At 33.3% G+C, this 22909-nt stretch carries 20 protein-coding genes; 15 read left to right on the top strand and 5 right to left on the bottom strand.

Annotated elements, in window-relative coordinates:
• Positions 1–244 precede the first annotated feature (244 nt).
• The 9 genes from HQN85_RS08430 (at position 245) to HQN85_RS08470 (ending at position 10428) form a co-directional block, all read left to right on the top strand.
• Positions 245–1117: a cyanophycinase gene (locus HQN85_RS08430; protein ID WP_173271181.1), complete on the top strand. Its 873-nt coding sequence runs from the start codon at positions 245–247 to the stop codon at positions 1115–1117.
• 24 nt (positions 1118–1141) lie between these two features.
• On the top strand, positions 1142–1984 hold the full coding sequence (locus tag HQN85_RS08435) for an isoaspartyl peptidase/L-asparaginase (RefSeq protein WP_173271183.1): 843 nt from the start codon (positions 1142–1144) through the stop codon (positions 1982–1984).
• A gap of 20 nt (positions 1985–2004) precedes the next feature.
• Complete coding sequence (locus HQN85_RS08440) at positions 2005–2685, top strand: hypothetical protein (RefSeq protein ID WP_173271185.1); 681 nt, start codon at positions 2005–2007, stop codon at positions 2683–2685.
• Between the two features lie 64 nt (positions 2686–2749).
• Positions 2750–4558, top strand: coding sequence for a tetratricopeptide repeat-containing sensor histidine kinase (locus HQN85_RS08445; RefSeq protein WP_173271187.1), 1809 nt, complete (start codon positions 2750–2752; stop codon positions 4556–4558).
• 94 nt (positions 4559–4652) lie between these two features.
• Positions 4653–6596: a tetratricopeptide repeat-containing sensor histidine kinase gene (locus HQN85_RS08450; protein WP_173271189.1), complete on the top strand. Its 1944-nt coding sequence runs from the start codon at positions 4653–4655 to the stop codon at positions 6594–6596.
• 48 nt (positions 6597–6644) lie between these two features.
• Complete coding sequence (locus HQN85_RS08455) at positions 6645–7280, top strand: response regulator (RefSeq protein WP_173271191.1); 636 nt, start codon at positions 6645–6647, stop codon at positions 7278–7280.
• Positions 7281–7374: 94 nt separating this feature from the next.
• Positions 7375–7842, top strand: coding sequence for a DUF6252 family protein (locus HQN85_RS08460; RefSeq protein ID WP_173271193.1), 468 nt, complete (start codon positions 7375–7377; stop codon positions 7840–7842).
• 29 nt (positions 7843–7871) lie between these two features.
• Positions 7872–8099 carry a response regulator transcription factor gene (locus tag HQN85_RS08465; RefSeq protein WP_173271195.1) on the top strand — a complete coding sequence of 76 codons (228 nt, stop codon included), beginning with the start codon at positions 7872–7874 and terminating at the stop codon, positions 8097–8099.
• A gap of 103 nt (positions 8100–8202) precedes the next feature.
• Positions 8203–10428, top strand: coding sequence for a carboxy terminal-processing peptidase (locus tag HQN85_RS08470; protein ID WP_173271197.1), 2226 nt, complete (start codon positions 8203–8205; stop codon positions 10426–10428).
• A 66-nt stretch (positions 10429–10494) separates the two neighbouring features.
• On the opposite strand, the gene HQN85_RS08475 is transcribed toward HQN85_RS08470, so the two are convergent.
• Positions 10495–11418: an SPFH domain-containing protein gene (locus HQN85_RS08475; protein WP_173271199.1), complete on the bottom strand. Its 924-nt coding sequence runs from the start codon at positions 11416–11418 to the stop codon at positions 10495–10497.
• A gap of 80 nt (positions 11419–11498) precedes the next feature.
• Here HQN85_RS08475 and HQN85_RS08480 point away from each other — a divergent pair, with 80 nt between their 5' ends.
• Both HQN85_RS08480 and HQN85_RS08485 read left to right on the top strand, forming a co-directional pair.
• The gene (locus HQN85_RS08480) at positions 11499–13532 is read left to right on the top strand and encodes a M13 family metallopeptidase (protein ID WP_173271201.1); all 2034 of its coding nucleotides are present in this window, start codon (positions 11499–11501) and stop codon (positions 13530–13532) included.
• A 107-nt stretch (positions 13533–13639) separates the two neighbouring features.
• Positions 13640–13825 carry a hypothetical protein gene (locus tag HQN85_RS08485; RefSeq protein WP_173271203.1) on the top strand — a complete coding sequence of 62 codons (186 nt, stop codon included), beginning with the start codon at positions 13640–13642 and terminating at the stop codon, positions 13823–13825.
• A 192-nt stretch (positions 13826–14017) separates the two neighbouring features.
• Here HQN85_RS08485 and HQN85_RS08490 read toward each other — a convergent pair whose 3' ends face one another.
• Together HQN85_RS08490 and HQN85_RS08495 are read right to left on the bottom strand one after the other, a co-directional pair.
• A complete protein-coding gene (locus tag HQN85_RS08490; RefSeq protein WP_246249702.1) occupies positions 14018–15124 on the bottom strand; it encodes a CapA family protein in 1107 nt (368 codons plus the stop codon).
• A gap of 74 nt (positions 15125–15198) precedes the next feature.
• A complete protein-coding gene (locus tag HQN85_RS08495) occupies positions 15199–15753 on the bottom strand; it encodes a C40 family peptidase (RefSeq protein ID WP_173271205.1) in 555 nt (184 codons plus the stop codon).
• Positions 15754–16237: 484 nt separating this feature from the next.
• On the opposite strand from HQN85_RS08495, the gene pdhA reads away from it, so the two are divergent.
• The 4 genes from pdhA (at position 16238) to hisS (ending at position 21680) form a co-directional block, all read left to right on the top strand.
• Positions 16238–17233, top strand: coding sequence for a pyruvate dehydrogenase (acetyl-transferring) E1 component subunit alpha (gene pdhA, locus HQN85_RS08500; RefSeq protein ID WP_173271207.1), 996 nt, complete (start codon positions 16238–16240; stop codon positions 17231–17233).
• A 27-nt stretch (positions 17234–17260) separates the two neighbouring features.
• Complete coding sequence (locus tag HQN85_RS08505) at positions 17261–18922, top strand: pyruvate dehydrogenase complex dihydrolipoamide acetyltransferase (protein WP_173271209.1); 1662 nt, start codon at positions 17261–17263, stop codon at positions 18920–18922.
• 130 nt (positions 18923–19052) lie between these two features.
• On the top strand, positions 19053–20213 hold the full coding sequence (locus tag HQN85_RS08510; protein WP_173271211.1) for a DUF418 domain-containing protein: 1161 nt from the start codon (positions 19053–19055) through the stop codon (positions 20211–20213).
• Positions 20214–20288: 75 nt separating this feature from the next.
• A complete protein-coding gene (gene hisS, locus HQN85_RS08515) occupies positions 20289–21680 on the top strand; it encodes a histidine--tRNA ligase (protein ID WP_173271213.1) in 1392 nt (463 codons plus the stop codon).
• Here the strand turns inward: hisS and HQN85_RS08520 are convergent, their stop codons facing one another.
• Both HQN85_RS08520 and HQN85_RS08525 read right to left on the bottom strand, forming a co-directional pair.
• The gene (locus HQN85_RS08520; protein WP_173271215.1) at positions 21681–22418 is read right to left on the bottom strand and encodes a class I SAM-dependent methyltransferase; all 738 of its coding nucleotides are present in this window, start codon (positions 22416–22418) and stop codon (positions 21681–21683) included.
• Positions 22408–22878 carry a nuclear transport factor 2 family protein gene (locus HQN85_RS08525; RefSeq protein ID WP_173271217.1) on the bottom strand — a complete coding sequence of 157 codons (471 nt, stop codon included), beginning with the start codon at positions 22876–22878 and terminating at the stop codon, positions 22408–22410. The genes HQN85_RS08520 and HQN85_RS08525 overlap by 11 nt, the downstream gene beginning before the upstream one ends.
• Between the last annotated feature and the right edge of the window lie 31 nt (positions 22879–22909).

Here is a 22909-nt window from a genome sequence, read left to right on the forward strand (position 1 = left end):
AAATGGTAGTAAGGAGCGTTATGCTGAATTGAGCGTATAATTTCAAAGAAAAAATTAAAGTATAAAAATTTTCTCAGATTAAACGTTAATCTAACATTAAAAGTTTGTAATCGTTTTGCTAGGCTAATAAAATATATAGAAGCCATTTTAAATGTTAATTAAAAGCATAATATTGATAAAAATAATGTTAATTATTAGCCTAATGGTATATATTTGAATTTTAGCGAAAACCTAAAACGATAAGATGGCTCCAAAAGGGAAATTAATTATAATTGGCGGTGCAATAAATACAGGAAGTTTTGCCGAAACACAGTTCGGATTGCCGCAAAACATGAACTTTTTTGAGCGTGGAATTTTAAAAAGGATAACTACCGAATCTATTAAAGGAAACGATTCTAGGTTTGAGATTATGACTACCGCCTCTCTAATTCCAGAACGTGTTGGTGAAGAATACATTAAAGCTTTTGCTCAATTAGATGTTCATGATGTTGGTGTACTAAACATTGGAAGTAGAGAAGAAGCAAATAGACCTGAGTATGCAGAACGTGTTAAAAATGCGGATGTCATCATTTTTACTGGCGGCGATCAGTTGCGGTTATCCTCTATTTTTGGTGGAACAGAAATTCATCGCATTTTGCTAGATAAATATCAAAATACAGAAATTGTGATTGCTGGTACATCTGCAGGAGCTGCGGCTAGTTCTAAAAACATGATTTATCAAGGAAGTAGTAAAGATGCCTTACTAAAAGGAGAAGTTAAAATAACAGGTGGATTAGGCTTTATTGATGATGTTATTGTGGACACTCATTTTGTACAAAGAGGTAGAATTGGTCGTTTATTATATGCTGCCGCAAGTAACCCTGGTATTTTAGGAATTGGCTTGGGAGAAGATACAGGCCTATATATTCATGAAAATACAATGGAAGCTATTGGTTCTGGTATGGTTATTTTGGTTGATGGTCGCTATATGGCAGATACCAATTTAACGGATGTAGAAATGGGACAGCCTGTATCTATAAAAAATATGATTGTGCATGTAATGTGTGATGGTGATGTTTACGATTTAAAAAGTCACCAATTAGTTATTCAGCATCCTAAAGTTGTTCCAACAGAATAATTTTAGTTAAAAAGTTTGTACTAAATGAAAGTTATTATACATGGTGGTTTTTTTAGCGAATCTGCTACCAATCAAGAAACAAAAAAAGCGAAGCAAGATGCTTTAGCCGAAATTGTAGAAAAGGCCTATCGTTTTTTAACCTCCCATACAGCATTAGAAACCGTTGTATATGCCACAAGTCTGTTAGAAAATAATGAACTATTTAACGCTGGGATAGGTTCTCAAATCCAAAGTGATGGCAAGGTTAGGTTAAGTGCATCCTTAATGGATGGCAAAACACAAAAATTTAGTGGTGTTATTAATTTAGAAGACGTTAAAAATCCCATTGCAGTTGCGCAAAAATTGCTCAATTATGATGACCGTGTTTTAAGCGGTGAAGGGGCTCTAGCTTTCGCAAGAAATAACGGATTCGAGTATTTTAATCCTATAACTGCTCAAAGACAATCAGAGTATGAAGCAAAATTAAATCAACAAGAAAGAAAAGGAACTGTTGGTTGCGTGGCTTTAGATGCAGAGGGAAATTTAGCTGCGGCGACATCAACTGGTGGAAAAGGTTTTGAAATTCCTTGTCGTGTAAGCGATTCTGCTACAGTCGCTGGAAATTTTGCTACAGATTTTGCTGGGATTTCTTGTACTGGAGTAGGTGAAGATATTGTAAGTGGTGCATTAGCTGCCAAAATTGTAACTCGCGTAACTGATGGTTTCACATTAAAAGCTGCTTGCGATAAATCTTTTGAAGAATTAAAACCATTTGATGGATTTGCAGGGGTAGTCGGAATATCTGCTAAAGGCGAAATTTATCATTGCTATTCACATCCATATATGGTTTGGGCATCTTTTGATGGTAGTTTACAGGCGTTTAACTAAATTTTATATATCTTTATCGGATGAATAAAATCTGCTTAACGCTTGTTTGCTTGTTTTTGGTTTCTATATCAAATGCTCAAAATGTTAATTCAGGGCCTCAGGATATTCCTCAACCGATATCTGCAATTAATATTTCGGTATCGAATGTGGAGGAAACTAGTGCTGATGAATTTTTTGAAGATGCAGATCGTAACGAGCGTCGTGGTGATTTAAATGAAGCGCTAATTTTATTTGGAAAAGCTGCATTTGAATACAATAATGACAAAAAATTTAGTCGTTATGGAGCCTCTCTATTAAGAATGAGTAATGTACACTTATTGCTTTCACATTATACTGAAGCAGAGCAAGTTGTATTAAATGCTGCACTAAAAACTTATTCTCGAATTGGCAGCAAATCTGGTCAAATGGCGTCATATAATCAACTTGGTAAAATTTATTTTGCAGCTAATAAATTAACTCAATCTTTATGGTTCTATACCCAACAAGGAATGTTAGCGCAACAACTTAAAAACAATATTTCTTATATCGATTCAGTATTGGGTATTGCCTTGGTGAAGATTAAAAAGAAAGAATATAGTTTAGCTATTAAGGATGTAAACAGAGCGGAGTTACTTGCCAAAAATGCAAAAATCACCCAATTTGCACAGCAGATAAAAAGCAGCAGATCAACTATTGCTGAGAAGCAAAATATCAAAAAATAAGAAATTCTTTAAAATCAGTAGAATAGGGTATTTGATTATTAGCTAATTAATCGAACTTTGTTTTGTGTCTTCTGAAAAACGAAATTTATTTACAAAGATTTCCATTTCCATTACAGCCGTAATAGGAGTGCTGGTTTTATCATTACCTGTAATAGCCCAACAAAATAAATTATTAGATTCAGCTCAGAGTATCTTCAGGGCTCAACCAGAGTTAGCTTTATCACTTTTAGTACAAGTAAAAAATAACGCACTAAAAACAAAGGACAACAATTCTATTGTTGCTGCTGGATTAATTGAAGGGAATATTGCTTATTTTAAAGGAAAGCATGATAAAGCTTTAGAAATCTATTTACATGCTTTAGTTATCGCCGAAAAAAACAATTTACATGAGCAGATAGCTGCAGTTTGTAATGAGATAGGTACTTTATTTAAGAAAAACAAAGATCTAGAAAAAGCATTGTTTTATTATACGAGAGCTATGAATGAGGCAATTGTCATTAATAATAATGCTCAAATAGCGAACTCCCACAATAACATCGGATTGGTTTATGAGGAAGAAGGAAATTATTCAAATGCATTAAAGCAATACCAAAAGTCATTATTTTATTATCAAAAAGCTAAGGAAAAACTGGGAGAATCTTACACTTTAGAATACATTGGTTATGTGTTTGGACTCATGAAAAAATATGAGTCTGCCAATGAATACTTGCAAAAAAGCTTATCACTTCGAAGGGAATTAAAGGATAATTATGGTATCGCTGTTTGCCTAATTGAATTGACAGAGATCAATAGAGATAAAAAAGATTTTAAACAGGCAATAAGTTATGCTAAACAAGCCATTTCATTTTGTAAGGAAATAAATTATCCTGATATGTTGCAGCAAGGGTATTTATTGCTTTCAGAAATTTACGAGCAAAAAAAGGATTTCGATCAAGCATATCAAGCACACAAAAAATACGTATCTGTCAAAGATTCGATATTTAATGTGACTAAAAGTAATCAGATAAACGAATTACAAACACAATATGATACTGAAAAAAAAGAGCAGAAAATTGATCTTTTAAATAAAGAAAGCGCAATTCAAAAACTAAAATTAACACAACGTGATGGAATTATTTTTGCGATTTGTCTTGCTTTCTTATTCTGTATTATTATTGGTTATTTAGTTTCCAATCGATATAAATTAAAGCAGAATGCTCGGTTGCAAAATGCAGTTATTGTACAACAAGATTTAGCCGCAAAAGCAGTTTTAAATGCTGAAGAGAATGAACGTAAACGTATTGCTAATGAATTGCATGATGGGCTTGGTCAGATGTTCTCGGCAGTAAAATTAAATTTATCCGCATTAGCAGATCATTTTGAATTTAAGGATGAACATGGTAAAAAAATGTATGGTAAAACCCTCAGTTTGGTAGATGAAAGTTGTAAAGAGGTGCGGGTAATTTCTCATCAAATGACACCAAATGTTTTACTAAAATCAGGTTTAACAAGTGCCATAAGAGATTTTATTGATAAAATAGATGTCAAAAAATTAAAGGTTAATCTAAGCACATTTGGATTACAGGATCGTTTAGATGAAAATATAGAAATTGTGTTATATCGAGTAATACAAGAGACCGTGAATAATGTGATTAAACATGCTGGAGCAAATAGTTTAGATATTCAATTAACAAAAGATGAAGAAGGGATAAATGTAATGATTGAGGACAATGGGAATGGTTTTGATGCTAATCATATGGAAAAATTTGAAGGCATGGGATTAAAAAATATTCTTACGCGTGTAACATATTTAAATGGAACCGTAGACTTTTCTTCTACACCTGATCAAGGAACACTTATTGCAATTTTTATCCCTTGCAAGAAGCAGGCATAATTATTTAAAATACAACTCTTTATATAAAAAATACCCGCTAGTGGGTATATGGGCTCCCGCTAATAAAAGTAATTTTGATTGCTAAATCATCCCAATGAAATTTACGCTCTCAATCTTTATTTTTTTGGCATTATTCAATACATTGAAGGCACAGGATCAAAAAGTTCTTGATAGCCTTGAAAATGTATACAGTATCTCGAAAGATGATAAACTTAAATTAAAAGTTTCTGGAGATTTATGCTGGAGTTATGGAAGTGTAAATTTCGATAAAGCACTTTTTTATGGTAATGCAGAATTACTCTTAGCCCAAAAATTAAAAGATAGCGCATCGATTGCCCTGGCTTATAGTGATATTGGGAATACGTACACTCGTGTAAACAATTTAAAAGAAGCTTTAAATTACCATCTAAAATCCCTAGCCTTAAGGGATAAATTAGGATTAAAGGCCAAAGCTGCTGGATCTATTTCTAATATCTCAATCATCTATAAACAACTTGGCAATTATAAAGAAGCATTGGATTACATGCATCGATCTTTAAAAATTTACGAAGAAGCAGGCGATGAAGTTAAGCAAGCTTTAGTGCTGGGGAATATTAGCAACGTTTATATGAATTATGAAAAATATGCTGCTGCCAAAGAAAGCTATGATAAGGTAATCGATTTAGCAAAAAAGAATAAAACAACTTCATTATTAGCGAGCGGTTATTCTGGTTTAATGAAATATAATTTTCAACTGAAGAAGTATGATCAAGCATTAAGAAGTGGAAAAATGGCCGCCAAATATTTAGATGATTTAAATATGAAAAGTGATTTGGCAGCTGTCTACAACACAATTGGTCAGGTTTATTACGAAAAAGGAAATTATACAGAAGCAATAAAATACAATAACAACTCTTTACGATTTAGAGAGTTTATGAAAGATAAATTAGGGATTGCATCGTGTTACAAAAACTTAGGGGCTTGTTATGCAAAACTTAAAGATTATCCCAAAGCAGAGCAATATATTAACAAAAGTATAACGATTTTTAAAGAGCTGAATTCTAAAGATTATTTAAGAGAAGCATATACAATTCTAGCTAATGTCTTTGAAGAAAAACAAGATTACATTAACTCGCTAAAATTTTTTAAGGAAGGTGCTGCGATGAAGGACAGTATCTATAATAAACAAACTACAGATAAAATAAGCGAACTGCAGATAACTTATCAGACCGAGAAAAAGATTCAACAAATTGCCTTACTTAATAAAGAGAACAAAATCCAAAAACTGTTGCTTTTAAAACGAAATATCTTTTTGAGTTTAGCAATTGGAGTATTGGTAATTACATTATTGTTTGGGTTTTTGCTTTTCAAAAGCATTAAATTGAAACAAGCCTCACGTTTACAGGCAGAAGTGATATTACAGCAAGATTTGGCCACTAAAGCGGTTTTAAATGCAGAAGAGAATGAGAGGAGACGGATTTCAGGAGAGTTACATGATGGTTTAGGGCAAATGTTTTCAGCTGTAAAAATGAACTTATCTGCTTTAACAGACGATTTGACATTTAAAAATGAGAGTAGCAAAGAAATGTTTGGAAAAACATTGAATTTGGTAGACGAAAGCTGCAAAGAGGTAAGATTAATTTCGCACCAGATGGCACCAAACGTATTACTAAAATCTGGTTTAGCAACTGCTGTGAGGGATTTCATCAGTAAAATTGATGCCCGTAAACTGAAAATTAATTTAGAAACATTCGGACTGCAACAACGGCTGGATCAAAATGTAGAAACAGTATTATACCGAGTAATCCAAGAAACAGTTAATAATGTCATTAAGCATTCTGGAGCAAATAGTTTAGATATTCAACTTACAAAAGACGAAGAAGGGATCAATGCCATGATTGAAGATAATGGAAAAGGGTTTGACACAGCATCCCTAGAAAAATTTGAAGGAATAGGTTTAAAGAATATACGGAGTAGAGTGGAATACCTAAAAGGTTCAGTAGATTTTTCTTCTACACTACATTCCGGAACACTTGTCGCTATTCATATTCCTTTGTAAATTAGTAAGATGGAACCGTATAGAAACCATACCACAATAAAATAGATAATGGAAAATATGCTCTCAACAAATTTATTCATTGTAGACGATCATCAATTAGTAGTTGATGGTTTACGGTCTTTGCTTAACAACGAAGAAAATTATACTATTGTTGGCTGTAGTAATCAGCCAAAAGAAGTAATGGAAAGGCTTGACGAATTAAGCGTAAATATTCTTCTTACGGATATCAATATGCCAGAAATGTCTGGTGTGGAGTTGACTAGATATGTAAAGAAAAAACACCCACATATTAAAGTCCTTGCATTGTCGATGTTTGGCGAACGACAAGTGATTAAAGAAATGATTGACGCAGGAATATCAGGATATATCCTTAAAAATACGGGGAAACAAGAATTATTAGAGGCATTAGATAAATTAGCTAAAGGTCAAACTTTTTTTGGCGAGGAAGTAACGCGTGAGTTAATGAAATCTTTTAGAAATAATGATGAAGAATCTCACCTCACCAATAGAGAAATTGAAATTATACGATTGATAGAATGCGAGCATAGCAACAAAAAAATCGCAGATATGTTATTTATTAGCGAACGTACTGTTGAAACGCACCGTAAAAATATTTTTAGAAAAACCTGCACTCAAAGCATCGTAGGATTATTAAAGTATGCATATGAGCATAAAATAATTTAAGCTATACCTGCTATTGGGTAGATAAATATACCCTAGCTCAGGTATTGTAGAGCGTAGTGATTTTTTCAATTTTTGCTTAATAAAATTAATCAAAATGAAAAAATTTACAATTATCCTAGTAGCATTTGCAATGCTCAGTACAGTATTTGTTTCTTGTAAAAAAGATGAAGAAACAGTTAAAGCAGCAGGTTCTGCAAGTGCATCATTAACAGTTGGAAGTGCAGCCGCTGTAACATGGACAGCAACTGCAGCTACAGCAGTAAAATCTGGAACGAGTTATACCATTACTGCCACAGGCACAAATAGTACGAATTTGGTAATCAAAGTTGACAATGTCACAGCGGCAGGCACCTATACCTTAACAACAGCTCCAAGAACTGCCTCATTTACAACAGGCGGGAAAACTTACTCAACTACAAACAATGGCGGTGGAAACGTGATCATCACTTCATTAACAGGGGATAAAATTGAAGGAACTTTCTTAGCAGAGATGTTCGATGGAACAACATCCACAGCTGTTTATTGCAGTTTAGGAAGTGGAAAATTCTCTGCTTCTTTTTAAAAGAAGTAACGATTTTAAACCAGAACGCTATGAATACAAAAACATGTGCTAAAGTAATTGACATTTTGAGTAGGCGTGAGGTTGAAATTGTTAAATTAATAACTCAAGAATACAGTAATGAAGATATTGCGACTTATTTAGCGATAAGTAAACGAACGGTGGAAACACATCGTAAAAACATCTTCAAAAAAACAAAAGTTAAAAGTGTGGTTGGTTTGGTGATGTTAGCGATTAAAAGCAAGTTAATTTCAGCATAGAAATAGTTAACTTTATAAAGTTTACAAAAAAGATACAGTTAAAAGCTGTATCTTTTTTGTTTATTTGAGAAATTGGTATCATATTGGATAATGATTTATAAGAATGAATTTTAAAATAGTTAAAGAGATGTTGAGAAGAGTATTGATGATTACGTTTACAGCCGCAGCATTGGCATGTAGCGCTTCGCCTAAACCTCAAAAAATGGTAGATGGCGTACAAAATATTAAACCAGATGATCAACAAAGCCTGGTGCTTAGGCAAGTAGTTTCATTAATTGAGGGATATAACTATAAACAAATAAAGCTGAATGATTCTATCTCATCTATTATTCTAGATCGATATATCAAAGCATTAGATCCTTCAAAATATTATTTTTTAGCAAGTGATATTGCTGAATTCGAAAAAAATAGAACAACATTAGATGATGATTTTAAAAATGGAGATTTAAGTGCGCCGTTTTATATTTTCAATGTTTATTTAAAAAGATATAATGAACGCATCGATTACTCTATCTCTCAAATAAAAAATAAATACGATTTTAATCAGAATGATACTTATGTGTATGATAGAGAAAAAATGCCATGGGTTAGCAACGCAACTGCATTGGATGATATTTGGAAAAAAAGAGTTAAGTATGAACTAATTAACCTTAAAATTGCTGGGACAGATCAGGCAAAAAATGTTGAGACATTAACCAAACGTTATCAAAGTTTAAAATCTCAAGCTGCTAAATTCAATAACCAAGATGTGTTTCAAATTTTAATGGATTCATTTACGGAAGCTATTGATCCACACACTAATTATTTTAATCCAAGAAACGCTGAGGTTTTCAACCAAGAAATGGCTCGTTCATTAGAAGGAATTGGTGCAACTTTACAATTGGAAAATGAAGTAACTAAAATTGTAACCATTGTGCCAGGAAGTCCTGCTTTTAAAAGCAAACAACTAAATGCAGGTGATAAAATTATCGCAGTAGCTCAAGGTGCAAATGGAGAGTTTGAAGATGTAATTGGATGGAGAATAGATAATACCGTATCTAAAATCAAAGGCCCTAAAGGAACTACTGTTAAATTAAAAGTAATTCCAAGCGGACAAGAACTTTCATCTAAGCCAATTATTGTAACCTTAGTTAGAGATAAAATTATTTTGGCAGATCAGTCTGCTAAAAAATCGGTCAAAACTATTCAATCAGATGGTAAACCATATAAAATAGGAATTATTGAAGTTCCAGCCTTTTATGCGGATTTTAAAGCGGCAAATGCAGGCGATAAAAATTATAAAAGCACCACTAGAGATGTCCGTTTATTAATAGATACCTTAAAAAACATGGATAAAGTTGATGCCATTGTAATGGATTTACGTTCAAATGGTGGTGGTTCTTTAAATGAGGCAATAGATTTAACAGGATTGTTTATTGATAAAGGTCCAGTTGTACAAACAAGGGAATTTAATAATACCATAAAAGTTAACGATGATAAAAATGCTGGCGCTGCTTGGACTGGTCCATTTGGTGTAATGGTAGATAGGTTAAGCGCCTCTGCTTCAGAAATTTTTGCCGGCGCTATACAAGATTACGGACGTGGTATAGTAATGGGTACTCAAACTTATGGTAAAGGAACGGTTCAACGTACTATTGATCTTAACGAAATGATTGATCCAACAATTTTGCAAAAAATGGCTACAGTTCTAGCGGCTACAAAAGCAAAAGTTGTAGGTCAAAAAATTCAAAACCCTGGTTCAACAAGCGTAACCATTGTAGATAAAGATGGCATTCCTCAGCTTGGTCAATTGAACTTAACAATGGGTAAGTTTTATCGCATCAACGGAAATAGTACACAACATAAAGGAGTTATTCCAGATGTAACTTTCCCATCAATATATCCATTGGATAAAATTGGAGAAGATACAGAACCATCAGCTTTACCATTTGATATGATTAAACCATCAAATTATATAGCTGTTTCTGATTTGACAGGAATTAAAGCGAATTTGGTAAAACTACATAATGAAAGAATGACAGGTTCTTTAGATTATAAAGCATTAGTAGATGATATTGCAGAAGCTAAAAAACGCGATGGCGAAACTTCAATTACATTAAATGAAGCAAAATTAAAAGCAGAACGTGATCAATTAGAGAGTAAAGGTTTAGCTCGCTTAAATCAAATAAGAGCTGCAAGAGGATTAGCTCCCGTTAAAAAGGGAGATAAAACTGTGAAAGAAGAAGCATATGATTTTGTAGAAGAAGAAAGCCTAAAAATTATGATTGATCTAATGAAGATGACAGATGGATCAAAAACAGCTAGTGTTTCTCAAAATTTTAATAAATAGAAACTAACTTCATAAAAAAAGTCCAGGTCATTTACCTGGACTTTTTTTTATTAAACTAGAAAGTGATTATTTTTTAGTTTTTTCAATTTGCATAGACATCATTTCTTTCATTGTTTTGTTCATTCCTTCTGTACTACCATCTAAGAAAATTACATTACCATCGCTGTTTTCTGCAAAGTGCTTAATAGATTCTGTCCACATGGTGAATAAAATTACGGAAATATCTAAATTAGCTTGCTCCATTTCCTGAGCTGCTTTCGTCATACCATGTGCTACTTCAGCTCTAAACAATGCAATACCTTGACCACGTAATTGAGCAGCTTCACGCTCTGCAGCAGCAGCAATTTTAATCGCATTACCATCAGCCTCTGCGCCTTTAGTTTTAGTAATTAACAAAGCTTGCCCCTCATTTTCTGCAGCAGCTTTTAAATTGTTTGAAGCCACGACTCTACTCATAGAGCGCATGATTTCTTCATCAAAAGTTATATCATTCAATTGAAGATCTTGTAAGTGATATCCCCAGCTTTCTAAAACCTGATCGATTTGATGTTTTACATGTTCTACAATTTCGTTTCGTTGTGCTAATACATTGGCTTGTTTTTGTGTCGCAACGTAAGCTCTTATTGAACCTTCAATGGTACGAATTAAAGCCTGCATTAAGTTACTAGCATCAACAAACTTAAATGCCACATTTTTAATCGTTTCTTCATCATGGTTTAGGACAGAATAAAGTAACATTGCTTTAAAATAAACATTAGCCTGATCTTGTGTAACTGCCTGAAATGAAAGCTCAACTGAACGGTTTTGAATAGAAATCTTCGAATGAATTTGCTCTATTAGTGGAATTTTTAAGCTCAGCCCTGGTCTTAATTGCCTGCGATATTTTCCAAAAACAGTAATTACCGCAATTGTGCCTTGTTTCACGGTTACAAATGAACTAAATAGGACTACTAGTCCAAAGAATAGTAAAATGTATGGAATGTAATTCATAGTATAATTTGGTTTAAATAAAGCTCAATATTACTGATTTTCTATGTAGATTTATTTAAATATTTTTTAATCAATTGTTTATGAAACTAAATTTAGGTTTACCACTAATAGGTCTTGCCTTGCTAATGGCCTGTAAAAACAAAGGTACCGAGACAAGTGAGCGTACTGTCTTTTTGGATAAAGCCGGGATGGACACTACTGTTAATCCGGGAGATAATTTTTTTGAATATGCTAACGGAAAATGGATGAAAAATACTGTTATTCCTGACGATCAAAGTGGTTGGGGCAGTTTTTATACTTTGTACGAAGACAATTTAAAGAAATTAAAAGGGATTATTGAAGATGCAGAAAAGAGTAATTCTGCAAAAGGAAGTATACAACAAAAAGTTGGCGATTATTACGCCAGTGGAATGGATACTACGACTATTGAGAAACTTGGTGCTGAACCTTTAAAACCAGTTTTAGCAAAAATTGATGCGGCAAAAAATTATCAAGAATTAGTTAGTTTATTAGCTGAGTTGGCTAAAACTGATGAAGCCGGCTTACTAGGGTTGAATGTTGGGGCAGATGAAAAAAATAGTGTTAAAAATATCGCATCATTTTATCAATCTGGATTATCCTTGCCAGAAAAAGATTACTATTTTAAAACAGATAGTGCTTCTAAAGCGGCTAGAGCTGGATTTGTTACCTACGCTAGTACATTATTTAAATTAACGGGAGTTGATACCGCAACCGCTACAAAAAATGCAAATGCCATTTTAGCACTGGAAACAGAAATAGCGAAATCTCATCGTAGCCCACAGGAACTTAGAGATCCGCAAAAAAATTATAACAAAATGAGCCTCGCACAATTGTCCCAATTAGCACCGAACTTAAATGTGCCCGCACTTTTTAATGCAATGAAAATTAAGACTGATAGTGTTAATGTAGGACAACCAGATTATTTTAAAACTTTAAGTGCGTTATTAGCTAGTCAACCATTAGATGTTTGGAAAACAAAGTTCAAGTATAACTATATGTCTAGAAATGCTGGTTTATTAAGTAAAGCTTTTGTGGATGCATCTTTCAATTTTAATAAAATTTTTAACGGGCAAAAAAAACAATCAGAGCGTTGGAAAAGATTGGTTAGTGGAATTGATGCTAATTTAGGCGATTTGCTAGGGCAATTATATGTAGAGAAATACTTTACGCCAGAAGCTAAACAACGTATGGATGAATTGGTGAATAACTTGCAAAAAGTATTTGCAACGCGTATTGACAAATTAGATTGGATGAGCGCCGAAACAAAAGCAAAAGCAACTGAAAAGTTAAATATCTTTTTAAAGAAAATCGGATATACAACAAAATGGAAAAACTTTGATGATGTAACTATTAACAAGGGCGATTATTTAGGTAATGCCCGTAGTGCAAGAACACATAGCTATAATGAAATGATAAATAAAGTTGGAAAACCAGTAGATAAAACAGAATGGGGAATGACTCCGCCAACTGTAAATGCATACTATAACCCAACATTTAATGAAATCGTTTTTCCTGCTGGAATTTTACAGTTTCCATTTTTTGATGCTAATGCGGATGATGCAATTAATTACGGTGCAATTGGTGCAGTAATTGGCCATGAAATGACTCATGGTTTTGATGATCAAGGTCGACAATATGATGCTGTAGGTAATATGAAAGATTGGTGGACAAAAGCTGATGCGGATAAATTTAAAGTCAAAGCTGATAAAGTTGCAGCAATGTACAGTGGATTTACCTTATTAGATAATCAACATGTAAATGGTAATTTAACATTAGGAGAAAATCTTGCGGATATTGGTGGGTTAGCAATTGCATATGATGCATTTAAATTAACAGAACAAGGTAAAGAGGCCACTAAAAAGATTGATGGTTTTACACCTGATCAACGTTTCTTTTTAAGCTTTGCACAAGTTTGGAGAATTAAAGATAGAGATGAAAACATGCGTGTACGTATAAAAGTAGATCCACATTCGCCAGAAATGTTTAGGGTAAATGGCCCAGTTTATAGTATGGAAGCATTTTATAAGGCATTTAACATACCAAAAACTGCTAAAATGTATATAGCTCCAGAAAATAGGCTCGGAGTTTGGTAAACAAATTGATAAGTTAATTTTTAAAGCAGTATCATTAATTTGATGCTGCTTTTTTTATAAAACAAAAATCATTTAATGCTGTTATATGATGATAAAATCTAAAACTTATGAATGTAAAACGTACTTTCGGAACTATCCTAACTATTCTAGGAATTATTGGATTAATTTATGCTGGCTGGGGATTTGTACAACATAGTGATGGCGGTCGCGAATTAATTGTAGTGGGAATTATTGGTATTATTTTCTTCGTGTCAGGTATTGGCTTGGTAAGGAATACAAAGGACGAAGCATAAATTAATTTCCCTTAAAAGTATTTCTATATAGATGCCTTCATAATGGTTGATTTATTGTTAGTTATCATGCTTATCACAACATGTTACTACAATATGCTCATATGATGTATTCTTGCTAGATAAAATAAAATCGGTTCTAAATCTATTATAGATTTAGAACTAATTTTAAGGATTAGTCTATTATCTTTCGGCTTAATTCCTTAAAATTATTCTATTTGTATCTTTAAATAAGAGGTTATTGCCTGGAAAATCTGCATTGCTTAAAGCTTTAATTTTAAGAAATGCAGTATGAGTTTCATCAACTGTTAATCTATTAATCTTATCCTGTTTTACTGAAATTACATCGGCATATAAAAAATCGCCACTTGAGTTTATTTTTAGTTGAAGTAATGGAGCAAAACCATTTGGACCTTTTAAGCTAAACATACCATAAGTACAAAAATTACCTAAGCTATACGCTATAAATTTGTTTTTATAAACCTCAACAGCTCTGGTAACGTGTGGCCCATGACCTAAAACTACATCTGCTCCAGCATCAATTACCCCATGTGCAAAAGCATAAACATTTCCACGATTTTCTTTAAAAAAGATTTCCGTTTTTCGAGTTAAATGCTCAAAATTTGCGCCTTCACCGCCTCCATGAAAAGAAACAATTACAATATCTGCTTGCTTTTTAAGAGCGGAAACTAGCATTTTTGCACTATCAATATTTTTAATGGATACTGTATTTTCATTAGGTGCAAAAGCACAAAATGCATATTTAACACTATCTATTTCAAAAATTTCAAATGGTTTATTTAATTGACCAGCATAATGTATCTGCAAAGAATCTAAAATTCTTGCAGTATTTTTTCTCCCTTTTGCGTTAAAATCCCCAACATGATTGTTTGCAATGCTTAAAACATTAAAACCAGCTTTTTTATAAATATCTGCATAGCGATCGGGCATTCTAAACGCATAGCAGTTATTTGGATTGATACCTTTACATTTATCAGAATTACCTGAATTTAAAAAGCAACCTTCTAAGTTCCCAAAAACTATATCTCCTTTTAGAAATGAATCGACTGCTTTAAAGCTATGAATTGCATCGTCAGGTGGTAAATTAAGCTTACTTGGGAAAGCAGAGCCCAACATCATATCACCTACTGCAACAATACTAATCGTGTCTTTTATTTTCCTAACTTTTAAACTGCTATCAGCCTTATTTTTTGGTGTTGTCGTTGTAGTTTTATTTCGGCAACTCATTGAAAAATAAGCAACAACTATCATTAAAAAAGCTATACTAAAAAATTTATTCATTGCTTTATTCATAAAAAATCCCTCCCGATTTAACGGAAAGGATTATATATTTTGTGTTAACTGCAAGCAGATATTTATTCCTCTACAAAATCTTTCTTCGTCGCCTCTAATATTCTTCCACCCTTATAAAAAATACGAGAATAGTACGGTTCATTTAAATTGCTAATTACAACACCTCTGGAAGACGATGCATGTGCAAAGCGATTATCACCTAAATAAACACCAACATGAGAAATTGTACGGCCATTACTTCTAAAGAAAACTAGGTCGCCTTCTTTTAACTCATCTTTGGATAATGGATTTACTGTGCTAAAAATATCACGAGAGTTACGTAAGATAGTTGTATTAAATACTTTATCATAAATAGTTTTCGCGAAAGCTGAGCAATCAATTCCCTTTTTTGTATTTCCTGCGAAGCGGTAAGGAGTACCAATCCACTCGTAAATAAATTTATATAGCTTTAAATTAGAGGTCGCATCTACAGCCACACCCATTACCTGTGAAAAATATTGCGAGGCTAAATTATCTGGGTCTTCTAATTTGTTGGTTTCTTTTGTCTTGGTTTGAGCAAATACAGTAGATAAACTGCAAATGACAATAAGGGTAGAAAACAAAAACTTTTTAATCATGTTATACTGTTAAGTTTGGGTAAATGACACTTACACTTAAACGTACACCACTAGGGCTTATTGTTAGGGGAGCAAAAATAGATTATTTGCAAATGTTATCCAAATGTATTTCAGTTTAAACTGAAAGTTATTAACATTTTATATCTTTTTTGTTAAAAAATGATTATCAGAATGATTATTTCAAATAATTTGATTTGATGAACTGTTAATAATTTATTAAAACAAAATGCCAACTCTCAACAAAATATTATTTTTCTATTAATTTTATGTAATTCTAAAATTTAATGTGATTGTAGCAAAGGGAAAAATTTTAGTTATACATATCCTTATTTTGCAGTAAAATAAATAATAGATAATCTCGAGAACAAAGCTGAAATCTAGCCGATTAACTACTACATACGGATAATTTTACATTAATTCTTATCAGAAATTGCATAAAAAAAATTAGATTTGCTCTCACAAACAAAAAAATCAATACCTCAACATGAGTGCAGTAGAAATAAATAAGGATACCTATTTGAAGTGGTTTGAGTCGATGTTGCTGATGCGCAAATTCGAAGAAAAAACTGGACAACTATACGGACAGCAAAAAATTCGTGGTTTTTGTCATTTATATATTGGTCAAGAAGCGGTGGTTGCTGGTGCAATTTCTGCAATGGGACCAGATGATTCTATGATTACAGCTTACCGTGATCACGCACATGCATTGGCTTTAGGTGTTAGTGCAAATAGTATCATGGCCGAGATGTATGGTAAAATTACTGGCTGTTCAAAAGGTAAAGGTGGTTCTATGCACATATTTAGCAAAGAACATAATTTTTATGGGGGTCACGGAATTGTTGGGGGTCAAATTCCATTAGGTGCAGGTATCGCATTTGCGGAAAAATATAAAGGCACTAAAAATGTAAATATTTGTTACATGGGTGATGGAGCTGTTCGTCAAGGTGCTTTAAACGAAGCATTTAATATGGCGATGTTGTGGAAATTACCTGTAATTTTTGTTTGCGAAAACAACGGTTATGCGATGGGTACTTCTGTAGAACGTACTACAAACATGACAGATATTTATAAAATTGGTTTAGGTTTCGATATGCCATGTGCTCCTGTAGATGGTATGGATCCTGTTGCGGTGCACAATGCAATGGACGAAGCAATTCAACGTGCTCGTAATGGCGAAGGACCAACTTTCTTAGAGATGAGAACGTACCGTTATAGAGGTCATTCAATGTCAGATCCAGCTAAATATCGTACTAAAGATGAGTTGGAAGAATACAAAGCTAAAGATCCAATCGAGCAAGTAAGAGAAGTAATTTTGAAAGAGAAATATGCTGATGATGCTTGGATTACCTCAATTGAAGAAAAAGTAAAAGAGATTGTAGATGAATCAGTGAAATTTGCTGAAGAATCGCCGTGGCCAGATGCATCAGAATTGTACAAAGATGTGTACATGCAATCAGACTATCCTTATCAAGAAAATTAATAAACGCATTTCAATAGATATATATAAATGGCTGATATAGTAAAAATGCCCAAAATGAGCGATACCATGACCGAAGGGGTAATGGCGAAGTGGCATAAAAAAGTGGGCGATAAAGTTAAAAGCGGTGATGTTTTAGCCGAAGTGGAGACTGATAAAGCTACGATGGATTTAGAATCTTACTGGGATGGAACGTTATTATTTGTTGGCGTTGAAGAAGGTAAAGCTGTTCCAGTTGACGCTGTGATTGCAGTAATTGGTAAAGAAGGCGAAGACTACAAAGCTGCTTTGGAAGCAGAATCAGGAAATCAGAAGGCTGAAAGTCCGAAAGAAGAAGCTCCTAAATCAGAAGAGAAAAAAGAAGAAGCTCCTGTTCAAGGCGGTGGTTTAAGCGAAGAAGAATTAGCTAAAAAAGGTGTAACGGTAATTCGTATGCCTTTATTAAGTGATACAATGACTGAAGGCGTTATCGCCGAATGGCATAAAAAAGTTGGTGATAAAGTAAAAGATGATGATATTTTAGCTGATGTAGAAACCGATAAGGCAACTATGGAAGTGATGGGTTATGCAACTGGAACTTTATTGCACATTGGCGTAGAAAAAGGTTCTGCAGCAAAAGTAAATGGTATTATTGCTATCGTTGGCCCAGAAGGTACTGATGTTTCTGGTATTTTAGCTGGGGGTGATGCTCCTGCAGCAAAATCTGAGAGTAAAGATTCAGAAAAATCGGAAGGTTTAAAAACTGAAGCACCTAAGGAAGAAGAAAAAGCTCAAGTTGTATCAAATGCAAATGGTGGTCGTATAATTGCATCGCCACTGGCTAAGAAAATTGCAAAAGATAAAGGAATTGATTTAGCACAGGTTTCTGGGAGCGCAGAAGGTGGACGTATCATTAAAAAAGATATCGAAAACTATAAGCCTGCAGTTGCTTCGCAACAGTCAGAAAGCTCAAAGTCAGAAAGTCCGAAAGCTGCTGCGGCTACTCCAGTAATTCCAACTTATGTTGGAGAAGTTAAATTTACTGAGCAACCAGTATCGCAAATGCGTAAAGTAATTGCTAAACGTTTAGCGGAAAGCCTATTTACTGCTCCACATTTCTATTTAACTGTAAGTATAGATATGGATGGCGCAATGGCTGCTCGTACTGCAATTAATGCAGTTGCTCCTGTAAAAGTTTCGTTTAACGATATCGTAATTAAAGCAGTTGCTATCGCCTTGAAAAAACACCCAGCTGTTAACTCATCATGGGGTGGCGATAAAATCCGTTTCAATGAGCATACTAACATTGGTGTTGCTATGGCTGTTGAAGATGGTTTATTAGTACCTGTTGTTCGTTTTGCTGACGGTAAATCACTATCTCACATTTCTGCAGAAGTAAAAGATTTTGGCGCTAAAGCAAAAGCTAAAAAATTACAACCAGCAGATTGGGAAGGTTCAACATTTACAGTTTCTAACTTAGGTATGTTTGGTATTGATGAATTTACATCTATTATCAATTCTCCAGACGGAGCCATTCTATCTGTTGGTGCTATACAAGCGGTTCCTGTTGTTAAGAATGGTGCCGTTGTACCTGGTAATGTAATGAAGTTAACTTTAGGTTGTGATCACCGTGTGGTAGATGGAGCAACTGGAGCTCAATTCTTACAAACCTTAAAAGGATTATTAGAAGAACCAATTCGATTATTAGCATAATCACTTGTCATCCTTAGCTTGTCAAAGGATCTCATTATAAACTTAAAGCTACCTCAAAAGGGTAGCTTTTTTATTTCGGTGTTATTTAAAAATAACATTATCTTAGATAAAGCATTTAATTTCAGCGTATATGAATAATGGACTTAACCAGCCAATTCAATTAAACCAGCGTACAATAATAGTTGATGTACTCAGAGGTTGGGCACTATTTGGTGTTGTACTCATGAATTATTTCGATTTCTTCACACTTGGCAGAGATTGGACAACTTATAAACCAGATCTTTTTACTAATATTCTTTTTTATATAACAAGTATTATTTTCTCTGCTAAATCATGGACATTACTAAGTTTGCTTTTTGGTTATGGCTTTGCTGTTCTTATGAATAATATTAAAGAAAAAGGACATAATCCATATAGTTTTTTTGCTGGAAGAATGTTTTGGTTATTGGTATTAGCATTAATTAATAGTGCTTTGTTTTTTGGCGATATATTAAAGGATTATGCGGTGCTAGGTTTGTTGTTGCTGTGTTTTTATCGTGCATCTGCAAAGACTGCATTTATCACTAGTTTAATTTTATTACTAGCAATCCCTGCACTCAGTAGCTACATCTATTCTTTAAATAATACCAATTGGGCAGAACTACCTAAATTATTTCCGTTATATAAGAGTAATAACCCCATAGACGTTTTAGGTTTTGGCCTACAGGCAACCTATTTAGCGCAAATAATTAGCAAGCCCTATTTATATACTGTTCACGTAGTTATGTTCTGCTGTTTTTTATGGGGATTTTCTTTGTATAAAATCAACTTCTTTAATGAGTTGAATACCAAGAAAAAATGGATTAAAACTACATTTTGGACTAGTTTAATCATTGCGATTTTGTTAACAGGATTTTCAATGTTGGACACAAACATGAAATGGAATGTTTCAAAATATTATAATATCAGGTATTGGATAATTTTGAGCTCTATGCTTTTTATCGCAACCTCAATTTGTTGGCTTTATATATCAGGTAAGCTAAAAAATGCATTTGCAAGCATGGCTATTATGGGTAAAATGACATTAACAAATTACATGACCCAAAACTTAATAGGCTTACTTGTTTTCTCTGGTTTTGGTTTCGGTATTTGGAATACAAAACCGCTTTGGTTTTATCTAATATTAGCCATAGTAGTTTATATTGTACAAGTTTACTTTAGCAAATGGTGGTTATCGAGATATAATTATGGTCCAATAGAATGGATTTGGCGTCAATTGAGTTATCGCAAACGCCTTCAACTTAAAAAATAAATCACCAAATAAATTAAGAAAAAGTGTCTTAATTCCTTGCTCTTTGTTCAATAATCTTTTTTGTACTTTTGCGCCATGTCTATTACCAAGCCCAGTTTACCAAAAGGAACAAGAGATTTTTCGCCACAAGAAATGGTGAAACGCAACTATATTTTTGATACCATTAAAGCTGTTTTCAAAAAATATGGTTATGCAGAAATTCAAACTCCAAGTATGGAGAACTTGCAAACTTTAACTGGTAAATATGGTGATGAAGGGGATAAATTGATTTTCAAAATTCTTAATTCTGGAGAATTCTTGAATGATCCAAAAAAGAAATCGTTTGACTTTGCACAGGATGAAAACAGCAATAAACTGGTGAGTCTAATCTCTGAAAAAGCTTTACGTTACGACTTAACAGTACCTTTCGCACGTTATGTAGTAATGCACCAAAGTGAAATTTCATTTCCCTTTAAACGTTTTCAAGTACAACCTGTTTGGCGAGCAGATAGACCACAAAAAGGTAGATACAGAGAATTTTATCAATGTGATGCAGATGTGGTTGGTTCTCCATCATTAATAAATGAGGCGGAGTTTATTTTAATTTACCATGAAGCTTTAAAAAATTTAGGTTTAAAAGATTTCGATATTAAAATCAATAACCGAAAAATTTTATCAGGTATAGCCGAAATTATTGGTAAACCAGCATTAATTGTAGATATGACTGTTGCAATTGATAAGCTAGATAAAATAGGTTTTGATGGCGTTACTAAGGAATTATTAGAACGTGGTTTTAGCAATACGGATATAGAAAAATTAGAACCTGTAATCATGTTAAAAGGTTCGAATACTGAAAAGCTGGAAAGTTTAAAAACTGTTTTGGCAAGTTCTGAAATTGGTTTAAAAGGAATTGTAGAGATTGAAACTGTTTTCGACTATGTTAGTAAACTCACAACCGAAAATTCACAGCTGAAAGCCGCTATTGAGCTAGATATAACTCTAGCTCGTGGTTTAAATTATTATACAGGCTGTATTTTCGAAGTTAAAACCAATGAGGTTGCAATGGGAAGTATTGGTGGTGGCGGTCGTTATGATGACTTAACGGGTATGTTTGGTTTAAAAGATTTAACTGGTGTAGGAATTTCATTTGGTGCAGATCGAATTTACGATGTGCTAGAAGAACTCAACTTATTTCCGGCATCTGCTGCACAGGGTACCAAAGTGCTAATTAGTAATTTTGATGAAGCCGCAGAGATGTATGCTCTGCCAATTATACAGGAATTAAGAGCTGCTAATATTTCTGCAGAGTTATATCCAGCTGCAGCGAAACTTAAAAAGCAAATGAGTTATGCAGATGCTAAAAATATCCCATATGTGATTTTAATTGGCGGGGATGAAATGAATAGCGGATTACTAACCTTAAAAGATATGGAAAGCGGAGATCAGCAAAAGTTGGATATCGCTGCCATTATAGCAAAACTTAAATAATTAAGAATTTCTTCCAACCTTAAGTAAAAGTGGAAAATGAATAGCCATTTGCTCATTATTTCCCCACGCTTTTCTTAAATCTTCATAAACTAAAGCCATTGGATTTTCTCCGTTTGCTTTAATGTAATGTTGTAGTGAAGACCATGTTTCTAGGTAACCAATTAATTGCTCAAAATTCCATTCCGTTAAAATTTCTAATACAGGACTTTCTATCTCTTTAAATGGAAAAGGAATATTTAAGTAGTTGTCCTCAATATGTCTTCTTTCCTCATCCCAATATTTGCCTAAAATATCTTCATATAAATAATGCACAACTTTATCTACTTCTGGATTTATGTGCATAATGCCATAACCAATGGCGGCAAATATTCCACCCGGCTTTAAAACACGCTTTACTTCTGTAAAAAAGGTATCAAACTTAAACCAATGAATTGCCTGTGCAACAGTAATTAAATCAAAGTGATGATCTGCAAATTCCGTTTGCTCGGCGGATTCAACTTTGTAGTTAATGTTAGCTAATTGTGGTGCATTAATTAGTTGTTTCTCACTTATATCTGTGGCCTCAACATAATTAAATTTTTTAGCAAGTTCTACAGCAACCTGACCATTCCCTGTAGCACAATCCCAAGCAAATTCAGTGTGTTCTACTTGAGAAAAAAGGAAATCATAAAGTTTCTCAGGATACTTTGGTCTAAACTTAGCATATTGTGCAGATTGGGTGGAGAAATTATCTTTCATTATTCATGAATTTAGTTAAGTTACTTAAAGCTGTGGTTTGAATTTTATTTTTCAAAAACCCTGTCCACCCTAACAACATTCCGCTTAATCCTAAAGCTTGTTTTGCCCAAGTATAAAAGTTAAAATTATCTACATGCTTAACTATTTTCCCATTTTCGAATTCAAAACTTGCATCAATTCGGTTTATTACTTTTTTACCAGTTGCTGAAAATGTATAATAAGCGTCCCAATGTGCTTTACCTGTAGTTTCATCAGCAGATATATTGTTAAATTCTAATCTTAAATCTTTACCCTTTAAAATTAACATTTCCCACATTGCTTTAACTTGCTCTGCATTTAGATTTTTAAAAATGGCATCACTAAAAATGGCATTATCTGCATAACAAGCTTGCATGCCTTTATAATCCTTATTTTTAAAACAGGTATAAAAAGTGTTAATGAGTTGTTCGTTTGCGTTCATTAGCTTTAGTTTTCTTAAATGTAGGAAAATA

Origin of the sequence: Pedobacter boryungensis (assembly GCF_013204825.1) — a bacterium.
Taxonomy (GTDB): Bacteria; Bacteroidota; Bacteroidia; order Sphingobacteriales; family Sphingobacteriaceae; genus Pedobacter; species Pedobacter boryungensis.

What these genes read in the sequence shown, in the direction of transcription:
- HQN85_RS08430 (WP_173271181.1), top strand. Translation starts at nt 245, where the DNA reads ATGGCTCCAAAAGGGAAATTAATTATAATTGGCGGTGCAATAAATACA.
- HQN85_RS08435 (WP_173271183.1), top strand. Translation starts at nt 1,142, where the DNA reads ATGAAAGTTATTATACATGGTGGTTTTTTTAGCGAATCTGCTACCAAT.
- HQN85_RS08440 (WP_173271185.1), top strand. Translation starts at nt 2,005, where the DNA reads ATGAATAAAATCTGCTTAACGCTTGTTTGCTTGTTTTTGGTTTCTATA.
- HQN85_RS08450 (WP_173271189.1), top strand. Translation starts at nt 4,653, where the DNA reads ATGAAATTTACGCTCTCAATCTTTATTTTTTTGGCATTATTCAATACA.
- HQN85_RS08455 (WP_173271191.1), top strand. Translation starts at nt 6,645, where the DNA reads ATGGAAAATATGCTCTCAACAAATTTATTCATTGTAGACGATCATCAA.
- HQN85_RS08460 (WP_173271193.1), top strand. Translation starts at nt 7,375, where the DNA reads ATGAAAAAATTTACAATTATCCTAGTAGCATTTGCAATGCTCAGTACA.
- HQN85_RS08465 (WP_173271195.1), top strand. Translation starts at nt 7,872, where the DNA reads ATGAATACAAAAACATGTGCTAAAGTAATTGACATTTTGAGTAGGCGT.
- HQN85_RS08470 (WP_173271197.1), top strand. Translation starts at nt 8,203, where the DNA reads ATGAATTTTAAAATAGTTAAAGAGATGTTGAGAAGAGTATTGATGATT.
- HQN85_RS08475 (WP_173271199.1), bottom strand. Translation starts at nt 11,418, where the DNA reads ATGAATTACATTCCATACATTTTACTATTCTTTGGACTAGTAGTCCTA.
- HQN85_RS08480 (WP_173271201.1), top strand. Translation starts at nt 11,499, where the DNA reads ATGAAACTAAATTTAGGTTTACCACTAATAGGTCTTGCCTTGCTAATG.
- HQN85_RS08485 (WP_173271203.1), top strand. Translation starts at nt 13,640, where the DNA reads ATGAATGTAAAACGTACTTTCGGAACTATCCTAACTATTCTAGGAATT.
- HQN85_RS08490 (WP_246249702.1), bottom strand. Translation starts at nt 15,124, where the DNA reads ATGAATAAATTTTTTAGTATAGCTTTTTTAATGATAGTTGTTGCTTAT.
- HQN85_RS08495 (WP_173271205.1), bottom strand. Translation starts at nt 15,753, where the DNA reads ATGATTAAAAAGTTTTTGTTTTCTACCCTTATTGTCATTTGCAGTTTA.
- pdhA (WP_173271207.1), top strand. Translation starts at nt 16,238, where the DNA reads ATGAGTGCAGTAGAAATAAATAAGGATACCTATTTGAAGTGGTTTGAG.
- HQN85_RS08505 (WP_173271209.1), top strand. Translation starts at nt 17,261, where the DNA reads ATGGCTGATATAGTAAAAATGCCCAAAATGAGCGATACCATGACCGAA.
- HQN85_RS08510 (WP_173271211.1), top strand. Translation starts at nt 19,053, where the DNA reads ATGAATAATGGACTTAACCAGCCAATTCAATTAAACCAGCGTACAATA.
- hisS (WP_173271213.1), top strand. Translation starts at nt 20,289, where the DNA reads ATGTCTATTACCAAGCCCAGTTTACCAAAAGGAACAAGAGATTTTTCG.
- HQN85_RS08520 (WP_173271215.1), bottom strand. Translation starts at nt 22,418, where the DNA reads ATGAAAGATAATTTCTCCACCCAATCTGCACAATATGCTAAGTTTAGA.
- HQN85_RS08525 (WP_173271217.1), bottom strand. Translation starts at nt 22,878, where the DNA reads ATGAACGCAAACGAACAACTCATTAACACTTTTTATACCTGTTTTAAA.